The 22652-nt window shown below is 40.2% G+C and carries 24 protein-coding genes; 16 read left to right on the top strand and 8 right to left on the bottom strand.

What is annotated here, in order from left to right; all coding sequences use genetic code 11:
- Nucleotides 1-26: 26 nt before the first annotated feature.
- The 7 genes from NYR17_RS02775 to NYR17_RS02805 are packed head-to-tail and all read right to left on the bottom strand — an operon-like array spanning nucleotide 27 to nucleotide 9080.
- Nucleotides 27-794, bottom strand: coding sequence for a T9SS type A sorting domain-containing protein (locus NYR17_RS02775; RefSeq protein ID WP_302506244.1), 768 nt, complete (start codon nucleotides 792-794; stop codon nucleotides 27-29).
- A gap of 36 nt (nucleotides 795-830) precedes the next feature.
- The gene (locus tag NYR17_RS02780) at nucleotides 831-1997 is read right to left on the bottom strand and encodes a DUF4856 domain-containing protein (RefSeq protein WP_302506245.1); all 1167 of its coding nucleotides are present in this window, start codon (nucleotides 1995-1997) and stop codon (nucleotides 831-833) included.
- 15 nt (nucleotides 1998-2012) lie between these two features.
- On the bottom strand, nucleotides 2013-2615 hold the full coding sequence (locus NYR17_RS02785; RefSeq protein WP_302506247.1) for a hypothetical protein: 603 nt from the start codon (nucleotides 2613-2615) through the stop codon (nucleotides 2013-2015).
- Between the two features lie 12 nt (nucleotides 2616-2627).
- The gene (locus NYR17_RS02790) at nucleotides 2628-3539 is read right to left on the bottom strand and encodes a DUF4302 domain-containing protein (RefSeq protein WP_302506248.1); all 912 of its coding nucleotides are present in this window, start codon (nucleotides 3537-3539) and stop codon (nucleotides 2628-2630) included.
- Nucleotides 3536-4450, bottom strand: a complete 915-nt coding sequence (locus NYR17_RS02795; protein ID WP_302506249.1) for a putative zinc-binding metallopeptidase — start codon at nucleotides 4448-4450, stop codon at nucleotides 3536-3538. The genes NYR17_RS02790 and NYR17_RS02795 overlap by 4 nt, the downstream gene beginning before the upstream one ends.
- A gap of 7 nt (nucleotides 4451-4457) precedes the next feature.
- Nucleotides 4458-5939, bottom strand: coding sequence for a RagB/SusD family nutrient uptake outer membrane protein (locus NYR17_RS02800; RefSeq protein WP_302506251.1), 1482 nt, complete (start codon nucleotides 5937-5939; stop codon nucleotides 4458-4460).
- Nucleotides 5940-5954: 15 nt separating this feature from the next.
- A complete protein-coding gene (locus tag NYR17_RS02805) occupies nucleotides 5955-9080 on the bottom strand; it encodes a SusC/RagA family TonB-linked outer membrane protein (RefSeq protein ID WP_302506972.1) in 3126 nt (1041 codons plus the stop codon).
- Nucleotides 9081-9377: 297 nt separating this feature from the next.
- Here NYR17_RS02805 and ribD point away from each other — a divergent pair, with 297 nt between their 5' ends.
- Both ribD and NYR17_RS02815 read left to right on the top strand, forming a co-directional pair.
- The gene (ribD, locus tag NYR17_RS02810) at nucleotides 9378-10409 is read left to right on the top strand and encodes a bifunctional diaminohydroxyphosphoribosylaminopyrimidine deaminase/5-amino-6-(5-phosphoribosylamino)uracil reductase RibD (protein ID WP_302506252.1); all 1032 of its coding nucleotides are present in this window, start codon (nucleotides 9378-9380) and stop codon (nucleotides 10407-10409) included.
- 3 nt (nucleotides 10410-10412) lie between these two features.
- Nucleotides 10413-11018: an IMPACT family protein gene (locus tag NYR17_RS02815; protein WP_302506253.1), complete on the top strand. Its 606-nt coding sequence runs from the start codon at nucleotides 10413-10415 to the stop codon at nucleotides 11016-11018.
- Between the two features lie 167 nt (nucleotides 11019-11185).
- Here the strand turns inward: NYR17_RS02815 and NYR17_RS02820 are convergent, their stop codons facing one another.
- Nucleotides 11186-11872 carry a zinc metallopeptidase gene (locus NYR17_RS02820; RefSeq protein ID WP_302506254.1) on the bottom strand — a complete coding sequence of 229 codons (687 nt, stop codon included), beginning with the start codon at nucleotides 11870-11872 and terminating at the stop codon, nucleotides 11186-11188.
- A 91-nt stretch (nucleotides 11873-11963) separates the two neighbouring features.
- Here NYR17_RS02820 and NYR17_RS02825 point away from each other — a divergent pair, with 91 nt between their 5' ends.
- The 14 genes from NYR17_RS02825 (at nucleotide 11964) to nuoK (ending at nucleotide 22646) form a co-directional block, all read left to right on the top strand.
- Nucleotides 11964-13088, top strand: coding sequence for a GTP cyclohydrolase (locus NYR17_RS02825; protein WP_302506255.1), 1125 nt, complete (start codon nucleotides 11964-11966; stop codon nucleotides 13086-13088).
- Nucleotides 13089-13092: 4 nt separating this feature from the next.
- A complete protein-coding gene (locus tag NYR17_RS02830) occupies nucleotides 13093-13269 on the top strand; it encodes a hypothetical protein (RefSeq protein ID WP_302506257.1) in 177 nt (58 codons plus the stop codon).
- Between the two features lie 169 nt (nucleotides 13270-13438).
- Nucleotides 13439-13804, top strand: coding sequence for an NADH-quinone oxidoreductase subunit A (locus NYR17_RS02835; protein ID WP_302506258.1), 366 nt, complete (start codon nucleotides 13439-13441; stop codon nucleotides 13802-13804).
- A gap of 17 nt (nucleotides 13805-13821) precedes the next feature.
- The gene (locus NYR17_RS02840; RefSeq protein WP_302506259.1) at nucleotides 13822-14376 is read left to right on the top strand and encodes an NADH-quinone oxidoreductase subunit B; all 555 of its coding nucleotides are present in this window, start codon (nucleotides 13822-13824) and stop codon (nucleotides 14374-14376) included.
- 67 nt (nucleotides 14377-14443) lie between these two features.
- Nucleotides 14444-14938, top strand: coding sequence for an NADH-quinone oxidoreductase subunit C (locus tag NYR17_RS02845; protein WP_302506261.1), 495 nt, complete (start codon nucleotides 14444-14446; stop codon nucleotides 14936-14938).
- A gap of 63 nt (nucleotides 14939-15001) precedes the next feature.
- Nucleotides 15002-16225 (top strand): NADH-quinone oxidoreductase subunit D, encoded by a 1224-nt coding sequence (locus NYR17_RS02850; RefSeq protein WP_302506262.1) that lies wholly within the window; start codon nucleotides 15002-15004, stop codon nucleotides 16223-16225.
- An 86-nt stretch (nucleotides 16226-16311) separates the two neighbouring features.
- Nucleotides 16312-16821, top strand: a complete 510-nt coding sequence (locus NYR17_RS02855; protein ID WP_302506263.1) for an NADH-quinone oxidoreductase subunit NuoE family protein — start codon at nucleotides 16312-16314, stop codon at nucleotides 16819-16821.
- Nucleotides 16822-16834: 13 nt separating this feature from the next.
- The gene (nuoF, locus tag NYR17_RS02860; protein WP_302506265.1) at nucleotides 16835-18196 is read left to right on the top strand and encodes an NADH-quinone oxidoreductase subunit NuoF; all 1362 of its coding nucleotides are present in this window, start codon (nucleotides 16835-16837) and stop codon (nucleotides 18194-18196) included.
- A gap of 16 nt (nucleotides 18197-18212) precedes the next feature.
- Nucleotides 18213-19040 (top strand): hypothetical protein, encoded by an 828-nt coding sequence (locus tag NYR17_RS02865; RefSeq protein ID WP_302506266.1) that lies wholly within the window; start codon nucleotides 18213-18215, stop codon nucleotides 19038-19040.
- Between the two features lie 71 nt (nucleotides 19041-19111).
- Complete coding sequence (locus NYR17_RS02870; protein WP_302506267.1) at nucleotides 19112-20143, top strand: 2Fe-2S iron-sulfur cluster-binding protein; 1032 nt, start codon at nucleotides 19112-19114, stop codon at nucleotides 20141-20143.
- A gap of 2 nt (nucleotides 20144-20145) precedes the next feature.
- Nucleotides 20146-21213, top strand: coding sequence for an NADH-quinone oxidoreductase subunit NuoH (gene nuoH, locus NYR17_RS02875; RefSeq protein WP_302506269.1), 1068 nt, complete (start codon nucleotides 20146-20148; stop codon nucleotides 21211-21213).
- A gap of 65 nt (nucleotides 21214-21278) precedes the next feature.
- Complete coding sequence (locus tag NYR17_RS02880; protein ID WP_302506271.1) at nucleotides 21279-21809, top strand: NuoI/complex I 23 kDa subunit family protein; 531 nt, start codon at nucleotides 21279-21281, stop codon at nucleotides 21807-21809.
- 4 nt (nucleotides 21810-21813) lie between these two features.
- Nucleotides 21814-22311 (top strand): NADH-quinone oxidoreductase subunit J family protein, encoded by a 498-nt coding sequence (locus NYR17_RS02885; RefSeq protein ID WP_302506272.1) that lies wholly within the window; start codon nucleotides 21814-21816, stop codon nucleotides 22309-22311.
- Nucleotides 22312-22316: 5 nt separating this feature from the next.
- Nucleotides 22317-22646: an NADH-quinone oxidoreductase subunit NuoK gene (gene nuoK, locus NYR17_RS02890; RefSeq protein ID WP_302506274.1), complete on the top strand. Its 330-nt coding sequence runs from the start codon at nucleotides 22317-22319 to the stop codon at nucleotides 22644-22646.
- Nucleotides 22647-22652: the final 6 nt, after the last annotated feature.

Here is a 22652-nt window from a genome sequence, read left to right on the forward strand (position 1 = left end):
GTTTAAAAATTATTTAATGGTTTTGATTAAAGAGTTATTTTTTTAGAATAGAAACCCTTCTGATTTTCTAAAGTAATGATGTACATGCCTTTAGGCAATGTGTTGAGGTCTATTTTTTCAGTACCATTAACGGTTTGAGTTTTTAATGTCTGCCCATTAAGGTTGATGATTTTCAGTGTTGATTTCTGAGCCGTGGTGAGGTGCAAAACTTTATTTTGTACAACCATTAGGGCTTCTTTAGCGGAAATTTCACGAACGCCCATATTGCCTTTTTTCTCAAAACTAAATAGGTCTACTTTCATAGAGCCGTTAATATCATTGGCGCTACTTCCACCATTGGTATTGATGTTAAGAGTGAACCCCACGGCATTATGAGGAGCAGTCATTTCTCTTTCTATTTTTATCCATCCATCTTGGTTCCGTTCCATGACATCAGTATCAGAGGTTAAAGAATAACCAGAACTATCTAGCCAAGTCAGTCTATAAACAATATTTCTATCGGGATTGGTATCGTGAATATAGAAAGAGAGGATGTATTTTTGATTACCTTGGATTCCTGTTTTACTTTTAAAACGAAGACTTTTTCCTAATTTTAGCTCTGCACAATAGCTCCCATCTTGTGGATTGTCAGATGATTGGATGGCATCAGCTTTTCCCCATGTGGTAGGATAGAAAGACTGTTGTCCCAAATACCAATCACTGTTCCATTCTTCTAAGCTGGGGTTGGTGATGAGGTTTTGTGAGAATAGAGGTAATGCCATCAATAAACTCGGTACTAATAATAATTTTTTCATAATATAACACTGGTTTTAAAAATAGGTTGATAAAAGTTAAATTTCGTTTAAGTTAAAGCCATACGCCGTCGCAATAGTTTGAGCGGTATAGAGTAGAGAGCCTTTGGTTTTGGAGTCTGCAGCCAATCGATCAATCTCCCAGAATCCATCAGTACCTCTAAGATCAGAAAGTAACTGCTGAATTTCAGAATGGTTTAAATAAGGCGTATTATCGTTTTTTAGAGTAGCATTAAGGGCATAGATAAAGCCGTAAGCCTCAGATAATCCGTGGAATGCATTTCTTGGATCTTCTTTTAAATCAGGAATGGCTTTTTTGAGATAATAAATAGCTCTGGCGGCAAAAAGTGTGTTGAGCTCCTTTTTGATGATGGCAGCTTGTTGGTTCATTTCAGTATAATTTTTCTCCGCGATGGCTTTTCTGCCTAAAAAGTAAGCTTTATAAACACGCTCATCTATGCCTTTGAGAAATGGCATATCTTTAGTTTCTTTTTCTAAATAGTTAGCGATAAACAATGGTTTGAATACTGAATTTTCTTTTCCCAAATAAGCAAATGCCATATCCCAATGATGTTCTAATTCGGTATATTTTTTTCCTGGAACCAATACCAAGTCAGAATTATCTTTTTGAAGTTTTACATTATTTAAAACTTCATCGCTCAGGTGATGATTATTGATTCTATCTAATAATGTCAATCCCATTAAGGCTTTCTGTAGCACTTGACCTGTTTCCTCTCCATAACTATTCACATAACGTCTTTCTTCTTCATAACCAATCCAACCTGCTATGCCTTTATTAGCTTCTTGATTCGCATTTGCTATAAGCTCTAAGTCCTCAAAATAATGATCTATATCTTTTTTAACTTGCGCTTTTATTGTTTCATTTTTAAGGTAATATCCTATAGATTGAGCGGTGATATCTTCTATACTTTTCCCAAAATGCATTTTCTCTTGATATTTTTCTCTTGAAAAAGAACTGCTGCTTTTCATTCTGTTGTCTAACCAATAAAATTGGTCGATGAGTAACTTACCTTCTTCCAAATCCACGGTAGAGATATCTTCTCTGGAGAATTGATAATCGTATGAAATGGGAGGGGTATGTGGCGTAACCGCAGAAGTGGGCTGTTCATCTGCGCTACTACCTCTGGAGCAAGATGAAAGGACAAGGGTAGAAAGTAAAGTAGAGATAATAAGTTTATTTTTCATAATATAATTAATTTTTTAAGGTAAAATAATTTTTTCACAATAAGGGGCAAGCTCGCTATAACCATCAGTATATAATGAAGTTTCATACTTTAAAATAGGTGTAACTACAATACCATCATCAGATTTTGCTTGAATGCTGGCGTTCATTTTAAATACATCATAGCCTGCACCATCCACGGATAAATAGAGCGGATAGCCAGACTTTACTTTGAACTGAATCTCATAGGTTTGTCCATTTTCTATTTGTGCAGGTTGTCCATTTTCATTATAGCTTCTTAGCGTGGCTAAGGTTTTCTCTGGTGTTATATATTTGATATCAAATAATGAGCGACTATAGTTATAATGATCAAGATGCTCTTCTGAAAAGCTGTATTTTAGGGTAACAGTATACTCTCTATGAGGTCCAGAGATATCTACTCCAGGGTATTGAAAGTTCAATTCATTTTCTTTAGGATCACATATAGAAGGTACCATATTGATGTAGTCAATATCAGGCACATCTATTTTTCCTTTATTAGGGAATAGAGTGTTGTAATCCTCATCTGGGAGATCTTGGACGCGCTCATTACAACCGAAAAATAAAAATCCGATGCTAAGAAAGAGGCTTATATTTTTCATTTTCTTCATTTTTTAAGAGTTGATGATTTCTGCAGTATAGCCTTCTACTGAGGCATAGTAGGCATTACCATTTTTAATGAAATTTCTGAATACGACCCCATCTTTTAGTTTGATGCCAGGATAGAAGAGTAGTCCATTTTCGGTGGGCATATAGCCAGAGCCCAGCGCCGAGTAATAAGAACTTTTATAAAGGGTAGGTTGCCAGTTTTTAATAAACACAGTATATCTATTTTCAGGACTTATTTTTCTGGTTTGTATATTACTTTCGTATTCTATATCACCCGCTTTATTTTTGATGACTAACTTGGGATTATTCAGTTGCTCAAAACTCAATTTTTGGTAGAAGGTTTGGTACATCTGTTCTTTCGGTGTTGGGTGTGCCACCTCTCTTTTAGATAGTACAATATACTCTTTACCTTGTTCTATATAATTATTCGTTCTAAAAAAAAGCCGCCCTTGTGAATCTTTTTTCCAAAATAGAAAATCACTTTTTAGAAGCTGGTGGATGTAATTATAAGTGACAAAACTAAGCTCTGTATAGGTATTTTGCTTTATTTCAAAATCACTGGTTTTAAGATTAGTAGCACTATCATAATTATAGTCTGATAACATTTCTACTGTTCCGTTATTATTAAATTTAGCATAAAATTGATATCCTCCTTTTCCAAATTTTTTGTCAATAAAAATTACTGAATAGTCAGAAGTTTTAATATTCTTAACTGGATCTGAGAATTTAAGCGAGTCGGTTTCTGGGAAATAAGTGATTAGCCAGCCGTGTGTTGCACTCACCAAATCTGTACGCAAGGCATTGATAGTCGCTTGCGTTCTATGCGAAGGACTTTCTTTAAAAGTAAACTGGTCTTTATCTCTACACGACTGTAGCATTAAAACCAAACCGAGAATATAGCTGATATAAATTTTCATTTTAAATAAGTTTTAAGTTGTGCCACACTTTCAAACTGTAGCCTATTGAAATTAAGGTCAAAATTATCTTTAAAGTATTTGATAACAAACGCCCGTTTAGCATTTAAGGTTTTCACAGCTTTTCTGGCGCGCTCTTTATCCTCAGGGTCATAAGGATTGGCGTAGCCTGCATAGCCTTCGATCATTTCGTCGATATCTTGCTTGCTACTACAGAGCATAGCGCTTACGGTCTCTGCAAAATCTTCTTCCACGCTCCCTCTGGCAGCCAAGAGGCTATAATACCCAAAATCCGAAGCACGAGTAGTCAAATGGTATAGTTCATTGATATCATGTTTGCCCCAGTTGGTGTTATACGCATAAAAGTTGAGTTGAGAAAACGCCTCCTTATCGAAAGGTTTTTGCTGAATGAGCGCTTTGGCAAAGTGGTGATGCACCATTCTCATCACTTGGGCTACAGAAGTCGAATCTGATTTTTTGAAATCATTGATTTTAAATAAAGGCATTTGTAAGGGCGCGTGAGTGCTTTTAATTTGCTCATAACCTTCTGAATCTAAGTTTTTCCCACCATAGAGATAGATTTCCTTTGGAGCATAGCGCTTTAAAAAATCTTCTCCTACTAACTTTTTATAAACCTCAATCCAAAGTAGATTGACGGCTTGCATAGCGGGCTCTACTTGTTCACGTGTAGGTGGAGTGGTGGTCTGTGTGAGCCCTGTGGCGTTGGCATCCCAGCGGTATTTTACCTCAATATTATAAGGCTTAGTATAGGTCTGGTAGAGCCATTGGTCTAAGCTATCGGTGTGTTTAATCTCACTGATGAGAACGGACTCTGTGCTAAGTTCCTCGCGAGAGTTACACGCACACAACAATAACGAAAAAACAAAAATGGGTAATAGGGTATGTTGTTTCATAATGGTTTTATCTTGGATTAGGCTCTAAGCCCAGTTTTTGAGCTTGTAGCGGAATTTGTAAAAGTTTTCTTTTATCTTCTTTTCTCAGGATTTTGTTGAGGTCATAAGCATCGCCAGCTTGGTTTCTATTCACGGTGAGATAGAAGCGTTTGATGTCAAACCAGCGGAGCCCTTCGTGGACAAACTCTCGCCTTCTGAGTTCAGCTATAGCATTGACTAATGAACCTTGATAAAAGGTCAGCGGATAGAACGGCGTATAGTTCTCTTGCCCATTTTGAAAGGCCACCAGTAGCTCATCTTTGATGAATGTTTTCTGCGATTTAAGACTCATAAAAGTCAGAATATCATTCACGGCTTCATCGTATCTTTTGAGCATCGTGTAGGCTTCAGCACGGTTGAGCAATACCTCATCTGTTGTGAACAAAATATTAGGAATATAAACTTCCCTCGGGTTGCTACCTGTTTCTTGGAAGTTTTGGAGTTCCGTAAATTTATTGATAAAGCGGTTGCCTGTAGTGCTACCTTGGGTCAGATTCCAATACCAAAACGAGGCAGAATATTTAGGTGCAAAGCTGGTAAAAAGGTCTTTTTTAAGCCCTTCGCCCATGGCATATTTTAGTCGGGCTAAATCTCGTTTCCACCGAGATTGTGTGGTGGTCATAAGCAAATTGGCAGGCTCATCTACGGAAGAATAGACTTGCGGAATTAAATCTGGCGTGGTATTGAGTTTCTCATATTTATTCGCCCAATCTCTGATGAGCGCCCTCGGATTGTCTTCTAAAACATAGTTAGAATATGCCAGAACCTTTTCCCAATCGCCTTTATAGAGGTAGAACCTCGCTGCAAAAGCATAGGCAGATTTTTTGGTAAAATGGTATTTCGGAACCTTATAATATTGGTCGTCTAATGCTGCAATGCCTAAGAGCAAATCTTCCTCTATCCGTTGGTAAACCTCTTCTACACTTAATCTTTTGTACGGAGGAAAAGCATTTTTTTCAGGTTGGGTAACATAAGGAATACCTAAGGCGGTGCTGCCAGGGCTATATGGCTCTGCCCAAATATTAACCAACATAAAGTGGAGATAGGCTCTAATCAAAAAGGCCTCGCCATAAAGAGCTTTGGTTTTTGAAGTCTTTGGCGTTATCTTTTTGAGGTATTCCAAAGCATGGTTGGCTTGGGCAATGCCTCTATAAGCATCATTCCAATAATTGAGCGGCGTGTCTAAATCCTCTTGCTCAAAATCTTGCCAATGGTACATGGCGCTATTGAGTTGGGTTACAATGCCGCCATCTACACGCTCCGCATTATCGCTCATCGCTTCTAAAAAAGGGAAATAACTCGCCTTAGGATAAGCAGCAGTTAGGAGCTCCGCTATTTTGTCTTCGGAGTCAATTTCAATATCCAGCTGTGCATCTGGTACTTCATCTAAATACCGATTACAGCCGATGAAAATTGTGGTGAGTAATATTAAAAATAAAGTCTTTTTCATTGGTCTTGGTTAAATTTAAAATACAAGGTTGATGCTAAGTGAATACTGTTTGGTCATCGGTAGAGAAACGCCGCCTACACGATAAAATTCAGGGTCTTGACCTCTCAGGTTTTTATCCGAATAGATTAAAAAAGGATTGGTCACTTGAAATCTAAATGATAATGAGGAAAGTCCCCAAGACTGGCTGGTTTTCTCTGGAATGGTATAACCTAAGGAAATATTTTTCATTCTGATGAAACTGCCATCTGCCACCCTAAGTTGCGAGTAATTATAGGTATTATAAGCCTTCTCTATATTCTCCTTCCCAATGAGGGCAATTAAATCTTGAGAAGGAATGGTGGGCACATTGGTTTTAGCCTCGTCACCAGGGTTGAGCCAGCGGTCGTAGTAGTATTTTGAGAAAACATTAAGGTCGCCATAGGCGGCATCATAGGTAGGTTGCAGTCGGATTTTGTTCCCCGCTTGGAAGGTGATAAAGAACGAGAAATCAAAGTTTTTGTATTGAAAACGATTAGAAAAACCACCCGTGAAGTTGGGCTCTATATTGCCATTGTACTTTAAATAAGATAATGAATAATTGGTATCTGCAAAGTCCGCTCCTGAGATATTTTGATAGGCATCTGTCCCTTGGAACGGATAGTCACCAAAGTTAAAAGTAGGCAAACCTTGAGCGTCTAAGCCCTTAAAATCAAACGAAAATAAAGCCCCTCTGGCATAGCCCACCACATTACCACGCCCTGTGCCTGCCACTAAATCAAAAGTATTGGGATTGTTGAGTAGTCGTGTGATTTTCTGTTGATAATAACTTAAACTAAGGTTAGTTTTCCATTGAAAATGCTCGGTGCTGATGTTGGTGGTGTTCAGTGTCCACTCAATCCCTTGGGTTTCCATATCGCCAAAGTTGGCATATTTATAATACTGTCCACCGATACCCGAGGTTCTGACCAAATCAATTAAATCAAAAGATTTTCTGGAATATACATCTACCGTGGTGTTCAAACGGTGGTTGAAGAGCCCTAAATCTACCCCGATATTCCACTCGTACATTTTTTCCCAAGTTAAATCTCGGTTTTCTAAATGGAGAATGTTGAGTTCATTTTCTCTTAATTTAACATCATATCGGTTGGTAATACCGCTTTGAAACACCGCTAACGAGTTGATGGCATTTTCATTCATCTTGGCAGTGAGACCGTAACTGGAGCGCAGAGCCAAAGTATTAAGCCAAGCGGTATTTTGGAGGAAATTTTCTTTGTGGATGTTCCATTTGGCGCCCACATTCCAAGTCGGTAGCCATCTCGTTTTGCTGCCTTTCCCCGCGATGTTGGAGCCTTCGTAATTGGCAACCGCATTCAGAACATATTTATTTTGATAAGCATAAGTGGCATTGGTTGAGAAAGTTACGCCACGATCGCGCCTCATCATCAGACCGAAATAATCGGTATTATCAAGACTAAGTTTTTGGAAAATCAGCGGCGAGGTATAGATTTGGTTGCCTCTATCATACTGAATACCATAGCCTTGGAATGGGGTGGTGGTTCTATCGGCATATCTCAATTCTCCGAAGCCAAATAACTTTAAATCATGAGAGCCCCAGCGGTAATCATAATCCAAAGAAGTCCTTACCAAATAACTTTCTAAACTGTTATCCGTTTGGTTAAAAATACCGCCATTAGGTAGCGCTGACTGCGGCTGTGCTAAAGGATGATCAGGGTCTTTAAAGAGGTAAATATTCTCTGCTGCCACTTTGGCATTTTCATTTGCTCGGAAAGCCATTACGACATTAGAATTTTCTTTAATGTAGTGTTGAGATTGGGTTTGGGCTTTTCTGGCAACGGCTAAAAAATTTCCTTTCAACTGTGGAGTGATTTTATATTCTAATTCTGTTTGTATTTTTAAATCCAAAACATTGATATTCATATAGTTGTTTTGGTATTCATTGAGAATATTAAAAGGTGCCCAGTTGTTTCTATAAAACTCTAAATGACCTTCGGCATCTTTGGCTCTAAGCGTTCGGCTGGTATTGAGTGCATAAGAAAAAGGATTGATGTCAAAATCTCTTTCAAAACTTCCTATCGTGGTATTTTTCCGTTGTGAGAAAGAGCCAGCCGCTTTCTGCTTTCGGATGTTCCCTTGGGCGGCTATATCTATTTTGAGTTTTGGGCTGAGATAAAAAGTATTTTTGAGATTAGCGGTCAGCCTTTTCACTTCATCAGTAATAGCCCAGCCAGCATCGTTAAAAAATCCGATGGAAGCATAAGTGGCTGTATTTTTACCCCCACCAGAAAAACTAAGGGTGTGGTTTTGGGTAGGCGTAATGCGGAATAAATGCTTAAACCAATCTGTGTTTGCGTATTCGTACTGTCTAAGGAAATTCAGTCTGGCTTCTTCAGTGTTTTCCAAAGCGAATTGCCCAGTATTGGGGTTATAAGAATTGAGCGCGTGGTACATTTGATAATAAACGCCAGCCCTCCTGCCATAATAAGCTTTATCCATAGAGAAATAGCCTTTTTTCTCCATTTCTCGGTAGATAGACATTGTTTCTTGTGAGTTGAGCAAATCAAAATCTTGGTAAGAAGGGATATTTCTATAAGTTTGCTCGAAGCTGTAAGAAATTTTATTAGGCGTATTTCGGCGCCCAGATTTGGTGCTGATGACAATAACGCCGTTGAGTGCCCTTGCACCGTACATAGAAGTTGCAGAAGCATCTTTCAGCACTTGTATATCTTCAATATCAGATGGATTGAGCCCAGCAATGGCAGAGCTGATTAGCGTAACGGCATCACCAGAAACCAATTGGTCTAAAGTGAGGCTAACAATATCTTCATAAACGGCACCATCTACGACCCAGAGTGGCTGTACATTCCCTGTAATGGAAGCGCCTCCACGGATGTTGATTCTCGGTGCTGCACCAAAGCTCCCCGTCACATTCTGGATATTAAGCCCTGCCACGCGCCCTTCCAACATTCTGGAAATATCAGGAACGCCATCTAACTTAATGTCTTTGAGCTTCACTTGGAGCGCAGAGCCTGTAAATACACGGTTTTTAACTTTGGTGTATCCTGTAAGCACCACCTCCTCAATGTCTTTACTTTTTGCACTGTCTTTTTGCGCATCATAATGCTGGTGTAAAAAGAAAACCACCGAAAGTGGTAGAACTTTCTTGTAAATGGTTAGTTTTGTTTTCAATCTATTATTTTTCGCAAAAATAAAAATTTTATTTTTACTAAGTCTAAAATAATAAAATGATATTTATCAGTATTTATTCTAAATAAGGTTTTTGTTATAAAATTGAACTTAGGGGGGATTGAAAAAAAACTAAAAATCAAAGGGATAGATATGTGTTATATTTGAAATATCCCAATTTCCCATACTAAAATTTTCATTTTGGGGGAGTTTTGAATTATCTTTGTACATCATAATTAAAAAAAACACTTTTTTTTGAATCACGAGGTTTACATCAAGCGTTGTATAGAGTTGGCGGAAAAAGCCCAAGGCAAGACTTCCCCTAATCCAATGGTGGGTGCGGTTATTGTGCACCAAGGTCGGATTATTGGCGAGGGCTACCACCATCGTGCAGGCGAGCCTCATGCGGAAATCAATGCCATTCGTTCGGTGGCGCAACCAGAACTTTTGCCAGAATCCACCATTTATGTGTCTTTGGAGCCGTGTTCTCATTTTGGGAAAACACCACCTTGTGCCCTGAAAATCATAGAGGTTGGATTTAAAAAAGTGGTGATAGGCACTTTGGACCCCCACGAAAAAGTCAGTGGCAAAGGCAAGGCGATGATAGAAGCCGCAGGCATAGAGGTGGTTTCTGGCGTGTTGGAGAAAGAATGCCGAGCGCTCAACAAGCGGTTTTTAACTTTTCACGAGAAAAAACGCCCTTTTATTACTTTAAAATGGGCTTCTTCGCGAGACGGGTTTATTGACCGAAATTTTGCACCAGTGGCAATTTCTAATCCGTTGGTGTCGCAGTGGGTGCATAAAAAACGCGCTGAGGAACAAGCTATTTTGGTGGGCAGTAGAACGGCGCTCAATGACAATCCGAGCTTGACCACCCGCCATTACGCAGGGCAAAATCCGATACGACTGTTGTTAGATTTTGATTTGAAAGTGCCGCCGCACTACGCTATTTTTAATAAAGAAGCCGAAACCATTATTTTCAATCAACATCAAGAAAAGGTGGAAGAGCACCTAAGTTGGGTTAAAATCAGGAAAGAAAATGCCATTTCAGATTTGATGGAAAGCCTTCATCGTTTGGGGGTTCAATCGGTGTTGGTGGAGGGTGGCAGGCAAATTTTGCAACTGTTCATAGAAGCCCATCTTTGGGATGAGGCTTGGCATATTAAAAACCAAGATTTGATTTTAGAAAATGGCACACCAGAACCAATTTTAAATTGTGAATTTGCAGATAAAATGCTGAATATCAGAAATAATCAGCTAATGTTTTATAAAAATCATACTTTTTAACCAATGGCAGAGTACAGCTATCAGACCATAGAACAACCGATTGAAGACACGCTTTTAAAGGAAAAAGGAAGTAAGTTTTTGGGTTTTGCTTATCCTGTGGCTACGGAAGATGAGGTCAAGGAGGCGCTCAACAAAGTCAAAAGCGAGCATCCCAAAGCCACGCACCATTGCTATGCTTTTCGGCTGGGTTTAGATGGCGAAAACTACCGTGCCAACGATGATGGCGAGCCCTCGGGGAGTGCAGGCTTGCCGATATATAACCAACTGCTTTCTCGCAATTTAACCAATATTTTGCTCGTGGTGGTACGCTATTATGGCGGGGTTAAGCTGGGGGTTGGCGGTTTGGTGAAGATTTATAAAGAATCTGCAAAGCTCACACTGGATCAAGCCAAGGTGATCACCAAAGAATTGGAAAACGACATCGTGGTTGATTTTCCCTTTCATCTTCAGAATGTGATTTTTACCCATCTCAACAAATACGAAGCCCAGATTTTAGATTTTAGCGCTGCCGAAAATTGCCAAATCAGAGCTAAAGTTAAAAAAGTGAAACAAGAGGCTTTGCTCGAGCAATTATCTAATATACATCAGGTGCGCTATGTCGTGAAGTGATGTTTTCTCTGAATTTAAAATTTTAAAAATATTGATGAGCGTAATCCTTTGGTTTAATACTGAAATTGAGGCGTATTTTCAACCTAAAATAAAATGCTTCATTATCAAAAACAACCGTTTCAATCAAAATTAAAACGGTTATGATTATCAATAGGATACGATTAAAGTTAATCTCGTCTATTGCTCAACATTGATGCAAAATAAATCAACTGAGCGAGAGAGCCCACCGCAGCCACCACATAAGTTCTGGCAGCCCATTTGAGGGCATCGGCGGAGCCTGTATATTCTTCTGGCGTTACCGTGTGGGTTGATTTTAACCACTTTAAAGCACGGTTGCTGGCATCGTACTCCACAGGGAGCGTGATGAACGCGAACAAGGTGGTCAGCGCAAACAAAAGCACTCCAATCGCCAATAGGGTTTTATTGCCGCTGGATACCATCACCGCGATGCCTGCCATTAGGATAAATTGGTTGAGCCGTGAAGCGATGTTCACAATCGGAACCATTTTGGAGCGCAGTTGCAGCATAGAATATCCCACAGCGTGTTGCACGGCGTGTCCACATTCGTGGGCGGCTACAGCGGCAGCGGCGGCATTGCGTTGCATATAAACCGCCTCAGAAAGGTTCACGGTTTTGTTCATCGGGTTGTAGTGGTCGGTCAGTTGCCCCGGTGTGGAAATCACTTGTACATCGTGGATGCCGTGATCCCGAAGCATTTTTTCTGCCACTTCCTTCCCAGACATTCCGTTGGCAAGGTGGACTTTAGAATAATGTTCAAATTTTGATTTTAATTGAGATGAAACCAGCCAACTTAAAAGCAAGATGCCTCCTAAAATGATATAATAAGTTCCCATATTTTTAAATAATGTTTTGGTAGATTTCGGTATAAGAAAAAAATATGCCAAACATTTTTATAGTATATTTGCAGGGTAAAATTGTGTAAATATGTCAGGTATTGAGATTAGAAAAGTAGCGAGCGAGGCAGATTTAATGTCGTTTATTCAATTTCCCAATCGGCTTTATCATCAGCATCCGTACTATGTACCGCCGTTAATCAAAGATGAAAAGAATGTGTGGAATGCTCAGGAAAATCCAGCGCTGGCGTATTCGGAGGCGGAGCAATACCTCGCCTATAAAAATAATGAGGTGGTGGGGCGCATCGCTTTAATCGTTAATCATAAAGAAGCCGAAGAATTAGGCATTAAAAAGTTGCGCTTTGGGTGGTTAGATTTTATTGAAGATATTGAGGTGGCTCAAGCGCTAATCGATAAAGCAGTAGAGGTTGCCAAAGCCAAAAATCTGCCTAAAATAGAAGGCCCTATGGGTTTTACCAATTTAGATAAAGCGGGAATGCTCACTTTGGGTTTTGATCGCTTGGCAACGATGATTGGACTTTACAACTACGCTTATTACCCTGAATATTTAGAAAAATTAGGGCTTAAAAAAGAGAAAGAATGGGTGGAGTTTGAAATTCAATTCCCTGATACACTGCCAGAAAAGGTGACTAAATTTAGCCGATTGATTGCAGAGAAATATAAGCTTAAAGTTCTGAATTTCAATAATAAAAAAGAAATATTACCTCTAGTAGAGCCTATGTTTAAACTTTTAGACGAGACTTACAAAAATCTGTCCACCTACACGCCCATTTCGGCGGAGCAAATTCAGACTTATAAAGAGAAATATTTCGGTTTTATAGACAAGGATTATATTATTTGTATAGAAGATGAGCATCAAGATTTAATCGCTTTTGCCATTACGATGCCTTCTTATTCTAAGGCGTTGCAAAAAGCCAATGGCAAACTTTTTCCATTCGGGTGGTGGCATTTTCTAAGAGCTGGAAAACGGAACGATAGAGCCAATTTTTATCTGATTGGCATTCGTCCGGATTACCAGCGTCGTGGCGTTACTTCCATTATTTTTGAAGAAATTTATAAGGTTTTTAAAAAGAAAGGCGTCAAGTTTTTAGAAACCAATCCAGAGTTGGAGGACAATAAGAGCATCCAGCTGTTGTGGCAAGATTATGCCCCTGTTAACCATAAACGAAGACGCACTTATGCATTAGATATTTAGCCTTATGAAAAAGCAACTTTACATTTATATGGCGCTCATCCTCCTGTTTGTGGGCTATAATTTATTTTTTAAAACCGATAACGAACGGCTAAACACGTTGATTAACATCTTGTTTTCCAGTTTGTTGTTTCTCTATTTGGCTTATTTAGCCTTGGTGATTTTAAAAAAGTTGAAAAAGTAAAAAGGAGTGCCAAGCATTTGGAGGTTTAGAAATATCCAAAACGCAAGTCTATTATTTAAAATAATTCTAAATTGGGCTAATGCTGGTTTTTAAGGAATGAAAATTGCAGCTGGCATTGTGGTTTTAGCGTATAATTTTATTAGTTTTGCAAGTCAAAGAATAACTTAAGATGAATATTCCAGATAATTACATTCCAATTCTGATACAAGCCGCCGTGGGGCTGGGTTTTGTGCTGGTGTCTTTGGTGGCATCGCATTATTTAGGTCCACGCTTGAATGGTGGCGTAAAAGATGATGCCTTTGAATGTGGTATAGACCACGAGGGCGATGCCCGCACACCGTTTTCGGTAAAGTACTTTCTTACCGCTATTTTATTCGTGTTGTTTGATATAGAAATTGTATTCTTTTATCCTTACGCGGTTAATTTTAGAGAATTCGGTATAGAAGGATTTTTAGCGGTGCTCACCTTTGTTGCGGTCTTTTTCATCGGATTTTTCTATGTGCTGAAGCGTGGCGCTTTGGATTGGGATAAATAATCATAAAAATTAAGAAAATGTCTAATACACCTACGATAAAAACAGATGCACCAGCACCTCCAGGCTATTCTGGAGAGGGCTTTTTTGCAACTAAATTGAGCAGTTTGATAGGGATGGCGCGGTCCTATTCGCTTTGGCCATTGCCATTTGCCACCTCTTGCTGTGGTATTGAATTTATGGCGATGATGATGCCAACTTACGACTTAGCAAGGTTCGGTGCGGAAAGAATGTCTTTCTCCCCAAGACAAGCCGATTGCCTATTGGTTTGCGGGACTATCTCTAAAAAATTAGCCCCTGTATTAAAGCAAGTTTACACGCAGATGGCAGAGCCTAAATGGGTAATTGCCGTGGGAGCTTGTGCCAGCAGCGGCGGTATTTTTGATACTTACTCTGTGCTCCAAGGGATTGATAGAGTGATTCCTGTAGATGTCTATGTACCAGGGTGTCCGCCGAGGCCAGAGCAAATTTTAGAAGGCTTTATGCAAGTGCAAGCCTTGGCAGAAAGCGAAAGCCTAAGGCGCCGAGATATGCCTGAATATAAGGCTTTATTAGAAAGTTATGATGTTAAATAACATACAGATAATATGAGGATTGCCTGATGAAAAAGGGCTACATTTCGCATTATCAAACTAAAAATTTATGAACAACAATTTTATTTTAGAAGCCATCCGCAGAGAGTTCCCAGAGGCGTTATTGAATGCCTCGGAGCCGTATGGTTTTCTAACTTTAGAAATAGAGAGAAAGGACATCAAAAAAGTGATTCATCACCTTAAGGATTCCTCATTGGAGTTTCATTTTCTGACCGATATTTGTGGATTGCACTATCCAGCGGTTAAGGGGAAGGAGCTCGGCGTGGTGTATCACTTGCATAATATGAAAACCAATGCAAGAGTAAGGCTTAAAACCTTTATGCCGATAGAGGAGCCAGAGGTAGATTCCATCACAGATTTGTATGCTGGAGCCAATTGGATGGAACGAGAAACTTTTGATTTCTACGGCATTAAGTTTAGAGGGCATCCAGATTTAAGAGTGATCCTCAATGATACCGAGCTGGGCTATCATCCAATGTTAAAGGAATACCGATTGGAAGACGGCACCAGAGAAGATAAAGACGATAAAATGTTTGGAAGATAAGCACTTGATTTTGATACCTTATTATAAGGTTGAAAGTCAAATATCATCATCAAAGACTAAACAATGAAAGATAACGAATTATCCAATATACTCCAGCATTACGAAAGTAATGAACAGATTGATGGGCAACTTTATACCCTCAATTTAGGACCTACGCACCCCGCCACGCACGGTATTTTCCAAAATATCTTAACGATGGACGGCGAGCGTATTCTGCATTCTGAGCAAACGGTAGGCTATATTCATAGAGCGTTTGAGAAAATATCAGAGCGTAGAAATTATGCTCAAATCACTACCCTAACCGACCGTTTGAACTACTGTTCGGCACCGATTAACAATTTCGGTTGGCATATGACAGTGGAAAAACTCATCGGTTGCCAAGTGCCTAAACGCGTTGATTATATGCGGATTATCATTATGGAACTGGCAAGAATTGCCGACCATTTGGTGTGCAATGGCGTAATTGGCGTAGATACAGGGGCCTTAACGGGCTTTACTTATGTGTTCCAAGACAGAGAGCGCATCTACGAAATGTATGAACAAGTTTGTGGCGCCAGAATGACCACCAACATCGGTAGAATTGGCGGTTTTGAAAGAGATTTCTCCCCAAAATTCCACGAGTTGATTAAAGATTTCATCAAAAATTTCCCAAAAAGATTTCAAGAATTTTGTGACCTGATGGAGCGCAACAGAATCTTTATGGACAGAACCATTGGCGCAGGTGCCATTTCTGCGGAGCGGGCTTTGAGCTATAGCTTTACAGGTCCCAACTTGCGTGCGGCAGGGGTAGATTATGATGTTCGTGTGGCACAGCCTTATTCTTCGTATGATGATTTTGATTTCATCATTCCAATAGGCACAGCGGGAGATACTTACGATAGATTTATGGTAAGACAGCAGGAAATTTGGGAAAGTTATAAATTGGTAAAAAATGCCTACGAAAACCTTCCAGAAGGAGATTATCACGCAGATGTTCCAGATTTTTATTTGCCAGAAAAAGCCGATGTTTACACCAAAATGGAAGCCCTGATTTATCACTTTAAAATAGTGATGGGAGAGCAAGAAATTCCAAAAGGTGAGGTTTACAACTGCGTAGAAGGCGGTAACGGTGAGTTAGGCTTCTATCTGATTAGTGATGGTGGGCGTACCCCGTACAGACTTCATTTCAGAAGACCGTGCTTTATTTATTACCAAGCGTATCCAGAGATGATCAAAGGCTCTATGATTTCCGATGCCATTATTACAATGAGTAGTATGAATGTGATCGCAGGAGAATTAGACGCTTAGAAAATTGAAAATAAAATAATAAAATAGATTGTAAATAGGGAAGTTTAATATCAAAAAAACTCCATCAATCTAAAATAGATAAAAAAATGAGCGAAACAATTGCTTTTAAGCCAGAAGCCTTAGAAAAGGTACACCAGATTATGGCAAGGTATCCAGAAGGCAGACAGAAGTCGGCACTGATTCCAGTATTGCATTTGGCACAGAAAGAATTCGGTGGGTGGCTATCGGTTCCCGTGATGGATTATGTAGCAGAATTACTCAGCATTAAGCCGATAGAAGTTTATGAAGTGGCAACTTTCTACACGATGTTCAATATGAAACCCGTAGGGAAGTATGTGCTGGAAGTCTGCAGAACAGGACCTTGTATGCTCAACGGCAGCGAAGATATCCTCAACCATATCCGTGAAACCCTCAACATTAAAGACGGCGAAACCACGGAAGATGGGCTATTCACACTAAAACCAGCCGAATGCTTGGGCGCGTGTGGCTATGCTCCAATGATGCAGTTGGGTAAATTTTATCACGAACATCTAACCAAAGAAAAAGTAGATGAAATCCTTGAGCTTTGTCGCCAAGGAGCCATCGCTATAGACTAAATTATTAAGGACAATGAGTAAAAAACTTTTACTTAAAGACGCACATATAGAAGGCATTCGCTATTTTGATGTATACCGCAAACAAGGCGGCTATCAAGCAGCAGAAAAAGCCTTGAAAATGACCCCTGAAGAAATCTTAGAAGAGGTAAAAACTTCTGGACTGAGAGGGCGTGGTGGCGCGGGCTTCCCAACAGGGCTCAAGTGGAGTTTCTTAGCGAAACCCGAAGGCGTGCCAAGACACTTGGTGGTTAATGCCGATGAGTCTGAACCTGGAACCTTCAAAGACCGTTATTTAATGGAGTTTATCCCACATCTTTTAATCGAGGGGATGCTCATTTCATCTTATTGCTTGGGCTCTAACACTTCTTACATCTACATCCGTGGGGAGTACGCGTGGATTCCAGATATTTTAGAGGAAGCCATTGCGGAAGCTAAAAAAGCAGGATTTTTAGGGAAAAATATTTTAGGCTCAGGCTTTGATTTGGAAATTTATGTCCAAAGAGGAGCAGGAGCATACATCTGCGGAGAGGAAACCGCCCTATTAGAATCTTTGGAAGGCAAGAGAGGAAATCCGAGATTGAAACCACCATTCCCAGCGGTTAAAGGCTTATGGGAAAGACCAACGGTGGTGAATAATGTGGAGTCCATCGCCGCGGTAGTACCGATTATCAACATTACAGGTGCCGAGTATGCCAAAATTGGCGTAGGGCGTTCCACAGGGACTAAACTCATTTCCGCTTGCGGAAACATCAATAAGCCAGGGGTTTACGAGATTGATATGACCATCACGGTAGAAGAATTTATCTATTCTGATGAATATTGTGGTGGTATCCCGAATGGTAAGCGCTTAAAGGCGTGTATTCCTGGAGGAAGCTCCGTACCGATTGTTCCTGCCAACTTATTGCTAAGAACCATTGATGGCAAACCACGATATATGAACTATGAATCCCTTTCAGAAGGCGGTTTCGCTACGGGAACTATGATGGGGTCTGGTGGTTTCATCGTTTTAGATGAAGACCAATCCGTGGTAGAGCATACGATGACTTTGGCGCGTTTTTACAACCACGAAAGTTGCGGACAGTGTACCCCTTGCCGAGAGGGCACAGGCTGGATGTACCGCATACTGAAAAAAATAGTGGCTGGCGAAGGCGAAATGTCCGATATTGATTTGCTATGGGATATTCAGCGGAAAATTGAAGGTAACACCATCTGCCCGTTAGGAGATGCAGCGGCGTGGCCAGTAGCAGCAGCCATTCGCCATTTTAGAGATGAGTTTGAATGGTATGTGAAAAATCCAGAATTAGCCAAAACCCAAAAATACGGATTGGGGAACTATGCAGACCCTATTCCATTGAAAGAAGAAACGCTATCTTAAAAAAACGAAGAGGAAGGTGAAAAGCAGAATTGTATATATGATGGCTCTTATCCTCACCATGGGGATGATGAATGCGCAGCAAAACTCAGAAGTGAGAAACCCTTTCCGCAAGGGAACGGTTTTATTATTCTGGGGTTGGAATAGAGCAGCTTATACCGCATCAGATATTCGCTTTAAAGGCGAAGGCTATGATTTCCAGCTGCACCATGTGGTGGCTCATGATAGACCCACGGATTTCAGTTTTAGAGACTATTTTCATCCACTAAGGGTAACCATTCCTCAGACCAATACGCGGATTGGCTACTTTATCAAGGACAATTTAGCCATCGTTTTGGCAGTAGACCATATGAAATATGTGATGGACCAAGACCAAACGGTAGATTTTAGCGGAAAGATTGCCAATCCTTATGCTGTTTATGTTCAGAATGGAAAAGTCAATTTATCCGATGAGCAATTTCTCACTTTTGAGCATACCGATGGTCTCAACTATGTGAATGCTGGTTTAGAAAAATACCAACCAATATTAACGAATAAAAATGTGGATATCTATTGGGCATATGGCGGCGGCGTAGGTGTGCTTTACCCTAAAACCAATGCCAAATTATTTGGTAATGAGAGAAGCGATAGGTTTCATATTGCAGGCTTTGGTGCTGATGTAAGAGCCAATTTAAATATTGTATTTTGGAAACACCTTATCGCGAGGATAGAAGCGAAATACGGTTACATCAATATGCCAGACATCAAAACCACATTAAATAATGCCGATGTGGCGAGCCAAGATTTCGCCTTTGGGCAGGTTAATTTTGGTATAGGCTATGTTTTTAATACCAGAAAATTAAAATAGGAAATAATAGCGAGAGTAAGTTTTATCAACAATAATAAAAAGTCTTTTCACGAAGACTAATCATTAACGATATGAGCGAAGAGATTAAAAAATTTAAAATAACCATAGACGGACAAACCACCGAGGTAGCACCAGGAACGAGTATTTTGGAGGCTGCAAGACAAATCGGAGGGAAATCTGTGCCCCCTGCAATGTGCTATTATAGCAAGTTGGAAACCAGTGGTGGGCGGTGCCGTACTTGCCTCGTAGAGGTGTCCAAAGGTTCTGATGCAGACCCTCGCCCAATGCCGAAATTGGTGGCGAGTTGCCGTACAACCGTAATGGATGGTATGGAAGTGAAGAACTTAACCTCTGAGAGAACCCAAGAGGCACGAAAAGCCGTTACGGAATTCTTATTGGTTAACCACCCATTAGACTGTCCTATCTGTGACCAAGCGGGCGAGTGCCACCTCCAAGATTTAGGCTACGAGCACGGCGTGGAAAATACCAGAACAGAGTTTGAAAGAAGAACTTTTGAACCAGAAGACATCGGTCCTTATATTAAATTGAATATGAACCGCTGTATCCTTTGCGCCAGATGCGTATTGGCTGCCAACCAGTTGACCGATGAGCGGGAGCACGGCATTTTATTCCGTGGTGACCATGCCGAAATTTCAACTTACCTCAATAAAGCCTTAGACCATGAGTTTATCGGCAATGTGATAGATGTATGCCCTGTGGGTGCGCTTACGGATAAAACTTCGCGCTTTGCCAGCAGAGTATGGTTTACTAAACCGATGAATGCCACTTGCCAGTGCGACAAATGTAGCGGTAAGGCGGTGCTTTGGATGAAAGGTGATGAAATTATCCGTGTAACAGCCAGAAAAGATGAGTACGGCGAAGTGGAAGAGTTCATCTGTAACGATTGCCGCTTCCACAGAAAAGACCTTAAATATTGGAATGTAGAAGGTCCAAGACACATCAGTAGACACTCGGTGATTTCATTAAATCATTACGATAAAAAGACCAATTCTTATGAGCTAATTGACTATGAGTCAGCCAAGGAGGTCAGCACCAAAGATGAAAAAAGAGTAGAACCTAAAATAAAAGATGAAGAACAATAGTTATGGATTTACTAACTTTTAAACTGATATTAGTCGTTTCTCTTTTCATCTTATCCCTTACAGTAGCCGCATATTCTACTTGGGCAGAAAGAAAAGTAGCCGCACTAATGCAAGACAGAATGGGACCTAACAGAACAGGACCTTTGGGACTTTTACAGCCGCTGGCAGATGGTGGTAAGTTCTTCTTTAAAGAAGATTTTATCCCACGAAATGCGGAAAAATTCCTCTTTATCTTAGGCCCTGGTTTAGTGATGTTTATCTCGTTGATTACAGGGGCGGTGATCCCTTGGGGCAAGAGTTTAAATATTGCAGGACATTCTTTTGACCTCCAAGTTGCCAATGTAGATGTTGGTGTGCTTTACCTGATCGGTATGGTATCCATTGGGGTTTATGGCATTATGATTGGTGGCTGGGCTTCTAATAATAAATACTCGCTTATTGGTGCGATCCGTGCTTCTTCGCAGATGATTTCTTATGAATTGGCGATGGGGCTGGCACTACTTTCCATCATTATGATGGCGGGTTCATTAGACTTAAAAGTCATTACCGAAGCGCAAGCCTCAGGGCAAATTTGGGGTATTCTTCCCGAAGTTTCAGGGATGAACTGGAATATTTTCTATCAGCCTGTGGCATTTTTGGTATTTTTTGTAGCGGCGTTGGCAGAGTGTAACCGCCACCCTTTTGACCTTCCAGAGTGCGAAGCAGAGCTGGTGGCAGGGTTTATGACGGAATATTCCGCGATGAAATTAGGGCTTTATATGTTTGGAGAATATGTGAATATGTTCATCTCTAATGCCTTGATGGTGGTTTTATTCTTCGGTGGATACAACTACCCTGGTATAGAGTGGGTTACTACCAACTATGGTGAAAATATCGCAGGGGTTTTAAGTGTAATCGCCTTTTTATCCAAAGCCTTTTTTGGTATTTTTGTCTTTATGTGGATCCGATGGACTCTACCGAGATTTAGATACGACCAACTGATGCATTTAGGTTGGAAAACGCTAATTCCTTTGGCTTTAGTTAATCTATTGGTCACAGGCGCTGTCATTTTAGCCTTTGCTAATGCTTAATTTTTAATAAAAGAGAGAAAAAAGATGCCCCAGAGTGGGATCTCAATGAAAATATTATAAATCTGATGAAATTAACCAATCGTTCAAAAGTGGTTTCTAACAAGAAGATGACTTTGGCAGAGAAAGTCTATATCCCCGCAATTGCTAAGGGGATGAGCATCACGCTGAAGCATTTCTTTAAGAAAGACCATACCATACAATATCCAGAAGAAGTAAAGCCACGTGCAGCCATTTGGCGGGGTCGGCATATTTTGAAAAGAGATGAACAAGGCAGAGAGCGTTGCACGGCGTGTGGGCTTTGTGCGGTGGCTTGCCCTGCGGAAGCGATTACGATGACCGCTGCAGAGCGTACCAAAGAGGAAATGAACCTCTACCGTGAGGAAAAATATGCCTCTACTTACGAAATCAATATGTTGAGATGTATTTTCTGCGGTATGTGCGAAGATGCCTGCCCTAAATCTGCCATTTATCTAACGGATAGATTGGTAGATGCAGAGCCTAACCGCGCCCTATTCATCTATGGTAAAGACAAACTTTTGGAAGATGTGAACCATAGAATAGACATTACAGAACGACAAAAAAAATCTTATCACTAATACTATGGAGTTAGCTATTTTTTATATCATATCTGGATTAGCGGTGGTGAGTGCTATTTATTTCGTAGCCTCTAAAAATCCACTGTATAGCATATTGTCTTTGGTGATTACTTTTTTCTCCATAGCGGGGCTTTATATCTTGCTCAATGCTCAGTTTTTAGGCATTGTACAGATCATCGTGTATGCGGGAGCCATTATGGTTTTGTTCCTATATGTGCTAATGATGTTGAACTTGAAATCTCAAGATGAAGGTAAAAAACACAACCTGATGAAGGTGGCAGGGGTATTCTCGGCAGGGCTTTTATTGGTTGGATTTTTAGGTTTTTTCCGAGGCTATAGCAGCAACCAATTGGTGATCGCAGAGGTGGCGCAAGGCGTAGGGCTGACCAAAAACTTAGGTCAATTATTGTTTAATGAATATGTACTTCCGTTTGAATTGGCTTCAATCCTGATCCTTTCTGGGATTGTGGGGGCAGTGCTTATTGGTAAAAAAGATTTATAAGAGAGATGAACGAAATCAATACTTTTGTACAGCATATCCCATTAGAATATTTTATCGTTCTATCGTTATTTTTATTCTGTTTGGGTGTTTTAGGCGTTTTGTTAAGAAAAAATGCCATTATTATTCTGGGCTGCGTAGAGCTGATGCTCAATTCTGTAAATCTCTTATTGGTAGCATTTTCTACTTATTATGGAGACGCCCATGGGCAGATGTTGGTATTCTTTATTATGGTGGTTGCCGCGGCAGAAGTGGCGGTAGGTTTGGCCATTATCACTATGATGTACAGAAATACCAAGTCTGTGGATATTAGTATTTTAAATAAATTAAAAGGATAAAAGAAA

The sequence above is a fragment of the Riemerella columbina genome (genome assembly GCF_030517065.1).
GTDB lineage: Bacteria > Bacteroidota > Bacteroidia > Flavobacteriales > Weeksellaceae > Riemerella > Riemerella columbina_A.